The sequence below is a fragment of the Peristeroidobacter soli genome, assembly GCF_004138485.1.
In the GTDB taxonomy this organism is placed as follows: domain Bacteria; phylum Pseudomonadota; class Gammaproteobacteria; order Steroidobacterales; family Steroidobacteraceae; genus Steroidobacter; species Steroidobacter soli.
In genome coordinates, this window is record NZ_RYEV01000008.1 from 273,387 (window position 1) to 288,939 (window position 15,553).

A 15,553-nucleotide genomic window follows, 5' to 3' on the forward strand; every position below is an offset into this window, starting at 1 on the left:
AACAAGCGGATTAGACGCCGAACGAGTTGGGTGAACGCATGGATAGAGCAAACGTATTGAAACGGACGATCGGTGCAGCCGCGTTGTGTATCGCCTTGAGCACGTGGGCGAGCACATTGAACGAGCGGGTGGCAGTTGCGAGCGTAGAGATCGTCCGAAAGATACAAACCCAGCGGCCGGCGACGACGCCGGGCCAGTCGGCGACGTTGCTGCCCGATGGCCGATGGTTGCTCGCCGGTGGGCGCCTCGAGTCAGCGCATGCGAGCGACCAGTTCATCGTAGTGAGCGAGGGGGCGTCGCGGTCGGTGCTTCAGAGTCGGTTGATCGTTGCGCGCTCAGGCCACACGGCCACGGTGCTTCCCGACGGCGGCGTTCTCATCGTTGGTGGGGCGAACAGCGCGGGGCAGCCGATCGCGGAGATCGAGAAATTTCATCCTGATACCGGCCGCGTGGAGGCGGTTGGCGATGTTGGCCTGCCCGCTCGCGCGGGGCACACGGCAACTTTGATGATGGATGGGCGAGTGTTGATAGTCGGCGGCATCGATGTCTCCTCGCTCGTTCATGGTGAGGCGCAACTGCTCGATCCGCAAACTTGGCGTTTCGAGGAGGCATCGCGGACGCTTGCCCAAGCTCGCTTTGAGCACGGCGCCTCACTGTTGCCGGGCGATGATGTGCTGGTCTGGGGCGGGCGTGACCAGGAGCGTCAACCAATAACTTCAGCAGAAATATATAGCAATAGTTCAAGAGGCTTCAGCACACTCGAAGACGCCGACGATCGGCGCTTACCCGTTCGGGCCTATGCGGCCATGGAGCCGAAAGTGAGCGCATCGACGCCACAGGCAAACGCGACGAACGTGCCCGTCGTTACTCGTATCGCTGTGAGGTTCTCAAAGCCTCTCGCGCCAGGAAGCTTGAACGCTGACACGGTGACTCTGATAGGGCCGGGTGGTGCTACGACAACAAATGTGGTCCCTGCAGAGAGTGGGCAGTTGCTCTTCGTCACTCCGATGCAGCAGTTGCTGCCCGGCAGTACCTACACACTGTTCATTCAAGGTGCGCGAGACAATGAGCGTCGCGCGCTGCCGTTCACTGCAATCAAATTTGAAACGGCGGTGCTTGCCGCTGCCCCTGTGGTGCCGCGCCTGACATCTGCACGGCCGCTGGTCGAGGAGGTTTTGAGCGATGCGGACGGCGAGTTGTGGGTGCCTGGCGTCCGGAATTTGAGTGGTGTATGGCGTAGCGGACGAGCCCCTCAAGCTTTGAGGAACATGCCGAAGCGGTCCGCGCTAGCGAAGACCTTATATGGCAAGAACGTCAGCAATGGTTTGCCAAGTGCACCGTCAGGAGTCACGGCGGTTGCCGGTCAAGCGTTGAAGCTCAATGGCGCCCCGTTGGCGGGCGTGACATTGTCGATTGGCTCGCAGCAGGCGCTCACCGATGCGAACGGCGAGTTCCTATTGGCGAACGTGCCCGCGGGCGCGCAAACACTCGTCATCGACGGTAGCTCGGCGGACAAGGGCAAGCGTCACTATGGTCGATATGAGTATCGTGCCGTCATCGAAGCAGGGATGACGAATCCGCTGCCGTTCGTGATCTGGATGACGCGTCTCGATACGCGCCACGAAGTTACTCTGCCAGCGCCCACCTCAAGCGAGGTGATCGTGACGAATCCGCGCATTCCCGGCCTCGAGTTGCGCATTCCGGCTGGCACGGTCATTCGCGATGCACGCGGCAACATCGCGACACAGATCAGTATGACGGCCATTCCGGTCGATCAACCGCCCTTTCCGCTACCCAACTCCTTTGTGCCCGTGTACTTCACGGTACAGCCGGGCGGAGCGCACTTGCAGGGACTCACCGTGCAGTCGGCTAAAGGCGCGCGCTTGATCTACCCAAACTTCTCGAATGCGCCCCCCGGTTCGCGCATGGACTTCTGGAATTACGACTCGCACGAGAAGGGTTGGTACGTATACGGGCAGGGCGCTGTCAGCGCCGACGGCAAACAGATCGTGCCGGATCAGGGCGTGGTCATTTATGAGTTCACTGGGGCGATGATCGCGGTCCCGAATACGGCGCCACCGGAGGGCCCTGGCAGCTGCGCAGCCGGTGGCGCTGGAGGCGGAGGTGGTTCGGGTGGCCCTCCGTCGCCATCGGACAGTGGCCCATCGGAAGCCGGAGACCCTGTCGACTGTTTCACTGGTCTGTTTCTCCACAGGAGGACAGATCTACGCGTCAACGACGTTATTCCCATTTCAATATCGCGGACCTATCGGCCCCGAGACTCGATCGCTAGGGCGTTTGGAATAGGAACCAGTCTTTCCTATGACATGTTCTTGATCGGCGATACGAGCCCCTGGAGCTATCAAGATCTGATCCTCCCTGACGGAGGGCGGGTGCACTACTATCGAACGTCATCGGGTACTAGCTACGCCAACGCGGTGTACACAACAACGAGTACCCCAGGGCCATTTTTTGGATCGGTCATCCGATACAACACCGCTGTGGGACAAGGCTGGTTGCTGACTCTCAGGGACGGCACTGTCTACACGTTCCCAGAGGCCTATCAGGTCACCTCCGGGCAGTGTTCGGCTCCGATCGGAATGAGCGACCGCAATGGCAACGCTCTTGTCTTCACGCGCGACTCAACCTGCAATCTAACGAGAATTACTTCCCCCAGTGGCCGACGATTGAATTTGACTTACGACACCTCGAATCGCGTGACTCAGGCGACGGATGACGCCGGCCGGACCGTTACCTATCAGTATGATTCGAGCGGGCGCCTGGCATCCGTGACAGATGCAGAAAACAAAACTGAGTCGTACACCTACGACTCTCAGCACAGAATGCTGACCGTGACCGATAAGCGCGGCAATACGATGGTCACAAACGTCTACGACGCCAACGGTCGCGTGTCACAGCAGACCTATGCTGATAACACGAGCAGCTCGTTCAGCTACACGTTGGATTCAAATAATAAAGTGACGCAGATGGACTATACCGACGAGCGGGGTGTGGTGAAGCGCGTCCAGTTCAACACCGCTGGCCATCCGATGACGATCACGCGGGCGGTAGGCGAGCCGGAGCAGCAGGTGATCAGCTTTGTTCGCAATGCGACGACCAATCTCGTTCAGAGTCGAACTGATGCGATGGGTCGCGTGTCGACTTACCAATACGATGCGAAGGGAAACACGACGCAGGTGATCGAACTCGCGGGCACATCCGAGGCTGCGACCTGGAACTACACGTACGAGCCGGACTTCAGTCAGTTGGCGTCCGAGACGGATCCGCTCAATCACACCGTGACGTTTGGCCACGACGCGAAGGGAAACGTGACTAGTAGAACGGATGCCCTCGGACACCAGACCAGCTTCACCTACGATGATCTGGGGCAACTACGATCCGCAACCCAGTATCTGGGATCCACTCCCGTCACCACGCAGTACTCTTATCTGGCCGGCATTCTCTCCGAGATCGAAGATCCCTTGGGGAGACGGACGCAGTTCCACGCGGATCGGGTGGGCAGGACGGTCATCATCAAGAACGCAGAGAACGCCTCGAGCCATTTCGCCTACGATAAGCTCGATCGGTTGACTCGAACTACAAATGAGCTCGGCCACGAAACGACGCTGACCTACGATGGAAACGGCAATCTGCTGACGTTTGAAGATGCGCTCGGCAACACGACGCAATTCAGTTACGACGCGCGGAATCGATTGAGCACGAAGACTGATCCATTGCTGGGGGTGGAAAGTTATCTTTACGATGAGATTGGCAATCGCACTCGCATGACGGATCGAAAGGGTCAGGTGACCGGCCATGCGTACGATGCTCTGAATCGCATCGCAAGCGCGGGTTTCGGTGCGACAATCGCAAGTCCCACCTCCTACGCAAGTACCGTGACCTATACCTGGGATGGCGGAAATCGACTCACGGGCGCGATTGATTCCCTCTCAGGAACGATCGAGCGGGCATTCGATGGTCTTGATCGGTTGACTCAAGAGCATAATCCACAGGGTCAGATTGATTACACCTACTACGCCAACGGTCTGCGGCACACGATGACCGTTCAAGGTCAGCCGATCGTCAACTACACGTACGACGACGCTAATCGGCTGACGCAGATCAGCCAAGCGTCAGCCACGGTCGGGATTGCATACGATTCGATGAGCCGACGTTCGGTGCTCACGCTGCCCAACGGTATCGACGTGTCATACGGATACGATGAGGCAAGTCGGCTCACGAGTCTCGTCTATCGCAACGGCGGCGGCTCGTTCCTGGGCAATCTCACCTATGGATATGACGCCGTCGGTCGGCGTGTCAGCATGGGTGGAACCTTTGCAAGTGTGACTCTGCCGGGGGCAATTCCATCCGCCTCGTACGACGGTGCAAACCGTCAGACGACATGGGGCACGCGAACGCTCGACTATGATGACAACGGCGCTCTCATCAGCATTACGGATCAGGCAGCCGTAAGCTATCTCTGGGATGAGCGGCAGCGCCTGAAGGAGATCCAGCAGGGCGGCGTGATGATTGCGAGTTTTCAATACGACGCCTTCAACCGCCGAACCGCCAGGCTGTCGAACGGGATTGGCACGAACTACCTGAATGACGGATGGCAGGTTGTACAGGAGCTGAGCGGGACCACGCCCATTGCGAATATTCTCGCCGGTCCTCGCTTAGACGAGATCTTTCGCAGAACCGCCGGTGCAGTCACAGAGGACTTTCTGGTGGACGCTCTCGGTAGCACGATTGCACTTACGGACGGCACGGGTGTAATCCAATCTGCTTATAGCTACGAGCCATACGGCGCCACGGCTGCGAGCGGGGCTGCAAGCAGCAGTGCCTATGAATACACCGGTCGTGAGAACGACGGCGAGCTTTATTACTACAGGAATCGCTATTACAACCCGAATACGCAGCGGTTCATCAGCGAAGATCCATTGGGATTCGCGGCGGGCAGCAATTTGTACAATTACGTGGGGGGTGACCCGATCAGCAATGTCGACCCGCTCGGCTTAGAGGGTATCCCGGATCCGAACGGTGTCGTTCCGGGAGGGCCTTGGAAACCTGCTGATGGACAGCGACCGGGCGACTTCTGGGGGCCTAAGAAGGCGGGGCCGAGGGACATGTGTCGGTGGGTTCCAGCTGAGGCGGACGGTGGTCCGCCTGGGTCCCAGGGATACTGGAAAACGCAAACGGGGGGGCAGAAAGGATGGTCTCGCTTTGATAGGCTTGGCATACCGATTTCACCGGAGCAAGCTCATCCTAATCCACGGCCGTCGCGGAGCTCGATCCCGGTTATTTACAACCCTATAGTTGTTGCCGCGTGGGCGCTCCTATTTTCACAAGATGCGTATTGAGAGACGCCTCATGAAAAGCTTGTCGATCTCAGACTCCAATCAGCTCTTAGCAGCAATCGGAATGCGCATAGGTGACTGGAATCAGGTTGCACCGATTGATCGTACCCAAGCAGACTTGGTGCATCGGACTAGCTTCACCGCCCCCAGGGAGTCGTCTGAGTTGTTCTGCCTTGCATTTCACGCGGCCGGTTGGCTCCCATCAGGTCGATGGAAGCTTCTGCAGATCGACAACTCGAACTACTTCAATGTCGTGGATCGATCCCTCTTGAGTCAGCTTCTCTTTGGCACGCAGTGGCGCTGCAATCTCAATGCTCCCGAGTGCTCCAGTTTTTTGTTCGAGTATGCCGATCGCGCGGACGCCAACCAGAAAAGCGATCTGCTGATATCGCACCTCATCTACTCGCTGCTACTGGTTGAAGGACACGCATACCTCGTATCTGCGGCGAGCAAGTATCAGGAACTCCTTGCGATCCAAGACGGCGCCGTGCATTTTTCATCGTTGCAAACCGATGTGTCCGGGGCTGCTGCCGCATTGGCACGCTTCAAAGAAAATCCCAGTAACTACCCGCGGTGGGTTGCCGATGCAATGGCGCAAGATCAGGATCGCCCGGTGATGTAACGCTCGCCCCGGTACTCGTTCAGAGCCAAGAATACCTTGGACGGTAGCGGAGGATCCGCTGATCGAGACAGACGACAGTGAGCTTTTGATTGGCCGGGGCGTTGGGCGGCGCCTGATCCACGATTGGGGCTTGGTCCCTGACGAGGATCGAGAGCGGCCTGAATTGCTGACCACAAATCGGCGCGCCGCACCGAAAGCTGGCTGATCCTCTTCATGCCGGCATGCCGCATTAGATGAACGACAGCTTCTTGCGCCAACTGTTTACGAGTAGCGAACGAATACTCCAGTTGTGTGGATCCGACGCTGAGGCGACCGCAGTACCACCTTCTACATCGCCAAGCCTATGGCTGGGATCCTCCAGCTTACCTACGCAAAGTCTCCTCAGCGACGTCGCCGATCATCCCCGAATCAATGCCGCCGCACTCGTTACTAGAACTTCCACCGGTGCTTCTTCTGCTGTTCGGGCTCGACCTGCGGCTCGAACGGAGTGATGACGGTGCGTTGGTGACGGTTACGCTTCGGCTTTTTGAGCGAGATCGGTGAGCCGACAGCGCCGCACAGAAGGGAAACTCGAGGGAGTTCGTGAATCCCGGCACGGTAGCGATTTTATCGATCCGCACCGACGAACAGGCCCGTCCGCGACTGGCGTATCCGATTACGTCGGGATACAAAACCAAAGTCTAAGTCGAGCCTCAAGCTCATGAACAAATCAAACGTCAGACTCGAGCTGGAGCGGGGCTGCGGTTTTGAACAGCAGCGGCGTTTCAAATTGGCACATGACAGTTACCTGATAGCAGCCAAAGCTGGAAGCATTGAAGCGCAAGTGAATTTGGCCAACCTGTACGACGAGGGCAAGGGATGTAAGCGAGACATCACCGCGGCAATTCATTGGTACAAACGAGCAGTCAAATCCGGCAGCGCAGAGGCCGCGTATAACCTCGGAGTACATTATCAGCGGCGTGGCGTAGCGCGCTGGGCAGGACATTGGTTCAAGCGTGCCGCCGAGCTCGGTGATGGCGACGCCAAGAAAGAGCTTCGTCGGTTGATAAAACGTTCGAAATGAAGGTGATGGAAGACATCTCGGCGCGGCTCCGACGCGCATGGCGCGCGCCGGAACCGCTTCCCACCAGGATCAGCGCTTCTTGATCACCACCGCCTTCAGCTGCTTCGGCTTCACGTCCAGCTGCTGGACGGCGATCGCGACACCGACGGCCGCGAGATCGTTGTTGTCCATCGACGGCGCGTCTTTCGGCACGATGATCGACAGGATCTTGTCGTTGCTGACCGACGTGTCCAGCTTGATCGTCTGACCGCCGGCCAGCTTGATGGTGCCGGAGGCGACCGGCCCCGTGGCCTTGAGGTCGATGTTCGAGATGTCGCCGCCCGCCACGCTGCTCACGGACAAGGTGTTGCCGCTGTCGACGAACTCCAGGGCGCCGTTCGGCTGGACGTTCGAGCCGGAAGCCTCGAACAGCGGCAGGGCGCCGCTGCTCTCGGGGATCTTGGCCGGACGATCGCCGATGGTCAGCGTCGAGAGGCTATTGAGCTTCGACAACGTCACGTTCTGCAGGCTCGTGCCGAGATCCAGCGTGAAGCCGCCCTGAAGGGTGAGGACACGATCGTCGGCGATGATGTTGGTCGAGGTCTTGATCAGCGAGCCGCTGCCCGCACCCGCGCCGATGCTGATGTTATTGGCGTAGATGTTGGTGTTGCTCGTGCCGTTCAACGTCGACTGCGGGCTGGTGATGCTCGCCAGGATATGGTTCGAGATCGGGCCCGGCTCGATGTTGGCCGTGGTGCTGCCGGTCGGATTGGCGATGACGTAGTTGCCTGCGTCCGCGCCGCTCAGCGTGACACCGTCGATCAACACTTCGCGATTGTCGCCGACGGTGAAGTCGGGGTAATGCGCGTTCACGTCGAAGGTCAACGAGTCGCCCGCGACGCGGTTGTCGGTAACGATGACGCCGGCGCGCGGCGTGCCGTCGAACTTCTTGCCGTCGCCCGTGTAGCCGAGCACCAGTGTGCGTGCGGTGACATCCGCCGTCGTCGTTCCGGAAGTGGACGCGAGCGCGTAGTTGCTCGCGTCGGTACCGCCGATCGTGACGTTGGAAACATTCACGAGCTTGCCGATGCCGGTGTTCTTGTCGACGAGTGCCGCCGTCTGGTCGATCGTGAGATCGTCGCCGGCGACGCGGTCGTCGCTCGACGTGACCGTCGTGCCGGTCGTGCCGTCATAAACCCGATTGGTGCCGGTGAAGCCCACATTCAACGTACGCACCGTGATATCGCCGGTCGCCGAGCCGCTGGTCGAACCCAGCACGTAGTTGCCGGCGTCGTCGCCAGTCAGATGGACGTTGGAGATAGAGATGTTCTTGCCGGTGCCGACGTTCTTGTCGCCGAAGCTCGCGATCTGGCTGATCGTCAGCACGTCGTTGCCGACGCGATTGTCGTTGGAAACGACGCTTGCATCGGTTGTGCCGTCGTACACGCGGTTGACGCCGGTGAAGTCGACGTTGAGCGTACGCGCGCTGATGTCGCCGGTGCCGCTGCCGACACCGCCCGCCAGGGCGTAGTTTGCAGCGTCGGCGCCGCCGAGCGTGATGCCGTTGATGGTGATGTGCTTGCCGGTGCCCACGTTCTTGTCGTCGAACGCACCGGTGGCGCCACTGTAATCCTGCGTAACCACGTCGCCACCAATCAGGCCGCCGGCCAACGCGCCGCTGTAATCGAGCGATGCGTCGGTCGTGCCGTCGTAAGTGCGACCGGCGGCAGTGATGCCGGACACCGTCAGTTCCTTCGGCGTGATGGTCAGCGTGCCGTTGGTGGTGCCGCTCACGTTGTAACCAAGCTCCGCGGCGCCCGAAGAAGAAGTCGCGGTGATGGAGTGCGTGCCGACAATGTAGTTGCCCGACGACGAAGTTGCGCCGCCGACGCTGTAAGTGAAGTTGCTGCCCGCATCGCCGTTCTTGCCGTCGACGAAGGTAGTGGAGAGCGTCGGAGTGCTGCCGTACTCCGCAGTGAGGTCATCTACGGAAACAGAGATCGTCGGCTGTTCGCGATAGATGGCGTACACGCCGGCGCCCAACGCCTTGGTGTAGTTCGTGGCGACCTCGTCGCTGTTGTAACGGAAGTTGCCGGAGCCAAAGCCCACCAGGTCAGTCAAGCCGGTGCTGCCATCGACACTGCCGGTGTACAGCGTGGCGCGACCACCGGCGCCTGTCGTGACGGACACGCCGTTGTTCACCAGGATATTCCCACCGGCGGCAGTGCCGGCGGCGGCGCTGCGTCCGGCATTCAGCCGGATCGCTGTTGCGGTCGTATTCGTGGTGCTGACGTTGTGAGCCAACGTCAGATCGCCGTTCACCGTCGAGATCTGCACCGTGCCGGAATTGTTTATTCCGTTGGTGCCATTGACGGAGCCGATAGTCAGCGCGCCGCTGTTGACGAAGGTCAGGTTGCCGCCTGCGGCGGCCAGTGTATTGACCTGGTTCGCGGCACTACTGAAGGTGAAATTACCGCCGAGTGTTACCAGCTCATTGGCGGTGACGGCACCGGACGACGAGAACGCGAGATAGATCGCGTCGTTCCTGATGGAGATGGTGCCAGGGGAGGAGAGCGCCCGATTGTTGCTGTTGAATTGCCCGCCCCAGTAAGTCTGGTTGCCGCTGGTGACGATGTCGGACTGGAAAACGATCGCTCCATCATAGGCACCGGAGCCCAGGTTGCGAGCGTCGACGACCAGGTCGTCGATCGTGTAGCCACCTGAATTGTTCAAGTTGAGATAGACGGTGTTGCCGGACTGGCCGTAGCTGGTGGTGGAAGTGTCGATCGTCAGGTCGATGCCGGCCGCATTCGCGGAGATGCCGCTGGAGTTCACCTCGCCCGCGTTCGGTGCAGCGCCGTTCCAGGTATCCAGGCGCACGCTTCGTGTCAGCACGGTATTCCCGGACAGCGATATGTTGCCGCCGTTGGTGAGCAGGTCGCCGTACAGGTAGATGTTCTGACCGCCGTAGGTCTGATTGGTCTGGGTGCCGCTGTAGAGCGTGCCGGCCGTATTGATCCCAGGCAGATAGAGGTTGCCGTTCACTCCGGTGCCGCCGCCGCTGGCCCCCGCCTGGATGTCGAAGGTTCTGGCGCTGAGCACGCTGTGATCGAGTGTATCCAGATCGACGTTGCCGGCATTGCCGTTCAGGGCGGCGGTGCTGGTATTGAGCGTGTAACCGGCGAACTGCGAGGTGCTCAGGCTGCGACCGCCGAAAGTGATATGGCCGGCATCGTCGTCGTTCCCTTGCTCGGTATCGATGATCGTGTCGGAGCCGGCGGAGAGCGAGGTGTTGCCGATGGCGGTGAAATCGCCGTCCACCAGGAACGAGGTGCCGTAGAGATACAGGTTGCCGTCGTTGGTGTCGGTGCTGCCCTTGGTGCTGTAGTAGACGCCGCCGAGGTAGCCGCCGCCCTGATGGCCGAGGTCGCCGAAGTGCATGATCCTGCCGCCGGCATCGGTCGTCGAGCTGGCGTCGACGGTCAACGTGCGACCAGCGCCGGTGCCCGAGAAATTGCCGCTCAACTGAATGTTGCCGGCTGCGCCGGTGCTCGTGGCATTGGCGTCGTCGTCGGCATTGCTGTCGATGCGCACCGAGGTCGCCAACAGGATGTTGTTGTTCGAAGCGCTGAGCGTGATGTTGCCGCCGTCGGTCATCACATCCCCGTTCAGGGTCATGCCGCGGGTGGCCACGTAGTAGCTGCCGCTGCCCAGATCGACGCTGTCGATCCGCACGTCGCGCTCGAGGGCGCTCAGCTGCCAGTTGCGATCGAAGTCGGTCAGCGCGAGGCGGGTGTCGTTGAGCACCAGCAGGCTCGAGCCATCGGTGAGCGATACGTCGTCGTCACCGTCGAGGTCGAAGCTCACGTTCTGGCCGTTCTGGTGCGCGCCATACAGCGTCAACGACAGCGACTTGAAGTGATGCGAGTCGAGCTCGGTGATATCGACGTCGCCGCCGTAGGTGGCCACGCTCAGCGAGTTGTTGCTGGCGTCGAGGCCCTGCGCGATCTCGATGTTGGAGATCGCGCCGGTGCCGGGCTGATACACAGAGAAAGACGCGTTGCCGGTGGTGATTTCAGCCTGACCGTCCTTGGCGCCCACTGCGTGGATCACATCGCCGCTGCCGCCGTCGGCGTTGGCGGAGCTGATGACGGCTGCGATCGAGCCGGCGCCGGTATTCACCGAATCTGTTTCGAAGCGGATGTCGCCGGTCACGGCCGTGAAACTGATGGCGCGATTGCGCGCACGCACATCCGCGCCGGCGGAGACGGTGATGGTCGGTAACAAAATGCCCGTGCCATCGGTGGTGTAGTCGATATGGTCGTCGGCGAACAGCACCGAGTGCGTGCCGACGTTCTTCACGTTGGTCATGTTGACGGACGTGAAGCTGTTGTCCACCGACGTGATGAAGGTGCTGCCGCCGGTGTTGTAGTAGTACAGCGTGTTGGCGCCGCCGCTGATGTCGCCGCCCGCGACTTCCAGGCGCCGGGCGAGGGTGCCCAGCGAGGGGCCGGTGAACGACACCGAGCCACCGATTACTTCGGCGGTGCCGTCGGTGCCGTCGCCGAGCATGGTGCCGGCCGCGGCGCTGAACGCCTGACGACCCACGTCCACCGAGTTGTTGGCGAAGGTGATGTCGTCGGCCGAGATGGAAACGTTGGTGCGCGTGCCCGCGGCGTCGATGTCGTTGTCCAGCAGGTTGAGCACACCGCTGCCATCGGTGTTCATCAGGATGTGGCCGTGATCGTCGAGATTGCCGGCCAGCGTTACCAGCTGGGTGCTGTTGGTCTGATGACCGATGTTGACCGCGACGGTGTTGAAGCCGTGCGTCTGGTTCGCGTTCAACACGTCCACATAGGAATTGCCGGCGCTGTTGGTGACGGTGAGCGTGTTGCCCAAGGAAGTGCGGCCGACCTTGATCGGGTTGAGCGTGCTGCCGATCGTGCCCGACTGCAGATACACGTCAGCCATGCCGGTAATGTCGGCGAGCGTGGCGTCGGTGTTGGTGCTGGTGATGGAAGTACCGGCGTTGAGGCGCAGGTAGTTGTTCCAACCGTAGTTGGTGTAGCCGGTGTCGAGATAGCGCGTGCCGCTGCTCGTGACTCGTAAGCTGTTGGTTGCAAGCTCGATGTCGCCGCTGACGACGATGTCCAGCGAGCCGACGCCGACATTGAGGTAGCTGCCTTCCGCCATCCGGAAGTGCCGGCCGGTGGCAGTTGCGAACTGGCCGATGGTGGTCGGTGCCACGCCGAAGGTGAAGTTGCCGCCGTTGGTGTTGACGCGGCCGCTGCTGGTGAAGAGCAGATCGCGCGTGGCCCGCGCCACGACATTCAGCCGTCCCGAGGTGGCGGTGAGCGCGTCGTTGAAAACGACATCCCGATTGGCGATCAATGTAAGCGTGCGGCCGCTGCCCGGGGCGCCATTGGGCGTAGTGGCCGCCACGTTGACCACGTCGTCGATGATGATGTCGCCGGAACCGCCGGTGCCGGCGTTGGTGTCGAGCGTGACGTTGGTGGAATTGAGCTGGGATGCCAGCGTCGCGCCGGTCATGGTGCCGCCGCTCGCCTGAATCCGGATATCGCTCGGGTCGAGCAGCCACTCGCCGGTGTCGCCGTTCGCGGCGCGTGTATCGATGACGGCGTTCTCGCCGATCTTCACGTTCGCGGCGGAGGTTTCGATGAAGCCGCCGTTGCCGCTGGTCGGGGCCGACGCATCCAAAGTACCGCTGTTGACGGTCGTGCCGTTGGCCATGTCGGACAACAACAGAATGCGACCTTCATGCGACGCGAGCGTTTGTGCGCGTACCGTGCCGGTGTTGTTCACAACGGCTTGATTGACGGCATCCGCGGCCTTGGCCGTCAGCACCGCGAGGCCGCCGTCCGCCTGAACCAAACCGCCGTTCTGAACGAGCGCGCGCGTCGTGCCTTCGTCGATGTTGTAACTGATCAAACCGTCGCCGACGAAATCCAGGCTCACGCCGCGGCCGGCCGCGAGCACGGCGCTGCCGCCGTTGGCGGTGATGGTGCCTTCATTCGTTACTTGCGGCGCGAGGAAGGCAACGACACCACCGTGCGCGGCGGTGATCGAGCCCTGGTTGATCACGGCGCCGCTGGCATCGCTGCCGCTGAACTTCAGATTGCCGGCGAGGAAGTCTGCGTTGCTGATATTCAAGCTGGACGCGACCAGCCCGCCGACGTTCACCTGCGCGCCGCGGCCGAACACGATACCGCTCGGGTTGACCAGATACACCTGACCGTTGGCGCTCAGCGAGCCGAAGATTTCGCTGGGATTGGAATCGAGAATGCGATTCAACGCGACGCTGCTCGAGCTGGCCTGATTGAAGACCACGCTCGCGTCCTTGCCGATGTTGAACGTGTCCCACTGCGCGATCAGACGATTGCTGTTCTGGTTGATCGTGAGGGTATTGCCCTGGCCGTTGATCGAGCCTTGACCGGCGACGATCTGGCCGTTGGTAGGTAACGCTGCGTTATCCGCGGCGTGTGTGGCGGGCGCGAGGCCCAGCGCCATCAGCACGGCCATCGACAACGCGCCGCTCGCGCGCTTGCCGCGAGCCTTGACGTTCTCGGCGACGGCAACCCAGGCGTTCAGACGCTCGTTCCAGACCAGGCGATACACATGATTCAGGGAAGGACGCTTCATGATATGAACTCTCGATTTCTTGGGCGCGCGGCGCGGGCCGCGCGTTTGTTGATTGGTGTTGAGTTGGCGCGGAGGTGCTTACAGTTGCACCGAACCCTGCAGCCAGAACTGGCCGTTCTGATCGCGGCCATCGACATTCTTGCCGGTGACGCTGCGGCCAGGGTTGTCGCCAATCGCCGCGGCATAGGAGAAGCGCACGCTGTAGCGCCCCTGTGCGGTCAGATTGAAGCCGACACCGGCGCCCGACAGGCCGTAGCTGTTGCGGCTGTCCATGTTGTAGACGGCGCCGGTCCACGGCTTTTCATACAACTTGGTTTCGCCGTGATCGGCGAAGCCGACCAGTTGCAACTCGCCCCAGTTGCTGGAGAACGGCACGTCGTAGCGCACTTCCAGCGTGCTGACCCAGCCGCTGTCGCCGCTGGATTCGCCGACGGGATAGGCGCGCACGCCGGTGGGGCCGCCGAGAATGAAACGTTCCGAAGAGTCGAGGTTGTCGCTGGTGAGCTGGCCGTTGATTGCGCCGAACATCGAGACGCGATCGGTCAGGCGCTGCAAGCGAGCCAGGCCGTAACCTATCTTGGAGAAGCCGCCATCGGTGCGCGCGGTCAGCGCATCGGCTTCCTTGTCATAGGCGACGCGCGACAGATCCAGATCGCCTGAGGTGTACACGAGCGACGCCTGAGTGATGCCAGCGCCGCCGAAGCGGTCCTGATGCGAGCCGGCCAGCGACACGCTGCCACTGTTGACGCGCTTGTCGCGAACGGTGAAGCCGGCCATTTCGTCGGTCAGCGACTTGTAGTTGTAAACCGCCGTGCCCCACAGGCTGGTGGCGCGGCTGCGAATGATCGGATAGGTGGCGTTGATCGAGGCGGTCTGCGCATCGCCTTCGGCGTCGAGCACACGCAGCTCTTCGCGCACTTCATACTTGAGCGCGGTGTAGCCCACGCCCATGCGCAAGCCGCTCGAGCCCACCGGCAGACTGTAGTCGGCGCTCGCGCTGCCGAGGCCTTCCGACTTGGTCAGGCTCAACCCAACTTGATCGCCGATGCGCAGCGGATCGTTCAAGCCGACGCGCGCATTGATTCGTTCCGAGCCGTTGTAACGATTGCCGTATGTGTCGATCGACGTGCCGCCCGTGAGCATGCGTGCTTCGGCGACGGTGAGCGCGAGGCGGCTGGTGCCGGCTTCATCGCCACGCTCCAGCGAACCGCGCGCGGCGATGCCGGGCAGATCGTTGATGAGCAGCACCGCGCGTTCGAGGTCGCCTTGACGTACCGGCTTGCCGGGCTCAACAGCGTGTTCAGCGATGGCACGCAAGCGCGACTGATTCATGCGCACCGAGGAATCCGGCCGGATCACGATGCCATTCGCGCCTTGCTGAATCCGTCCTTCGACGACGGCGATTTCGATGCGGCCTTCGGTCACATCCTGAGTCGGCAGATACGCACCGACCAGCGGATACCCTTTGTTACGCAAATACGCACTGACTCGATCGGCGAGGGCCTGCAGCTCATCGAAGCCGAGCGACTGGCCGACCGCGTTCGCGACCACCTTTTGCAGTTCTTCGCGAGTGGCGATGTGCTGTTCGCCGGAGAACACGATTTCCTTGACTGTGACGCGCGTCGCACCGAGCTCGCGCAGCGCCGGACGTTCGGCGGGAACGTCGTCGCTCGGCAGTCGATTCAACCGCTGCTGTTGCAGCCGTTGTTGCTCATTCAATATCTGGCCGGCATCCGGCGGCGTCTGTCCTTGCGCGAGCAACGGCAGGCTGGAAAGAAGAAACGTAAAAGCGTGCGGGGCAAGGCGCGTCGTCTTGTTCGACATTGAACCGGTCGTCCGTAGGTGTTCCTGATGACGGCGCGTTTTTAGTGC

5 protein-coding genes are annotated in these 15,553 nt (G+C 61.1%); 3 read left to right on the forward strand and 2 right to left on the reverse strand.

The annotated features are described in order from the left end of the window. Positions 1-38 precede the first annotated feature (38 nt). The 3 genes from EKO19_RS32395 to EKO19_RS32405 all read left to right on the forward strand — a co-directional run bounded on the left by EKO19_RS32395 (position 39) and on the right by EKO19_RS32405 (position 7,042). Positions 39-5,360, forward strand: a complete 5,322-nt coding sequence (locus EKO19_RS32395; RefSeq protein ID WP_129781559.1) for an RHS repeat-associated core domain-containing protein — start codon at positions 39-41, stop codon at positions 5,358-5,360. Positions 5,361-5,370: 10 nt separating this feature from the next. Continuing rightward, on the forward strand, positions 5,371-5,979 hold the full coding sequence (locus EKO19_RS32400) for a hypothetical protein (protein ID WP_129781560.1): 609 nt from the start codon (positions 5,371-5,373) through the stop codon (positions 5,977-5,979). A gap of 700 nt (positions 5,980-6,679) precedes the next feature. Further along, positions 6,680-7,042, forward strand: a complete 363-nt coding sequence (locus EKO19_RS32405) for a tetratricopeptide repeat protein (RefSeq protein ID WP_129781561.1) — start codon at positions 6,680-6,682, stop codon at positions 7,040-7,042. A gap of 69 nt (positions 7,043-7,111) precedes the next feature. Here EKO19_RS32405 and EKO19_RS32410 read toward each other — a convergent pair whose 3' ends face one another. Both EKO19_RS32410 and EKO19_RS32415 read right to left on the reverse strand, forming a co-directional pair. Continuing rightward, the gene (locus tag EKO19_RS32410) at positions 7,112-13,681 is read right to left on the reverse strand and encodes a YDG domain-containing protein (RefSeq protein WP_129781562.1); all 6,570 of its coding nucleotides are present in this window, start codon (positions 13,679-13,681) and stop codon (positions 7,112-7,114) included. A 78-nt stretch (positions 13,682-13,759) separates the two neighbouring features. Further along, positions 13,760-15,505, reverse strand: a complete 1,746-nt coding sequence (locus EKO19_RS32415; protein WP_129781563.1) for a ShlB/FhaC/HecB family hemolysin secretion/activation protein — start codon at positions 15,503-15,505, stop codon at positions 13,760-13,762. Positions 15,506-15,553: the final 48 nt, after the last annotated feature.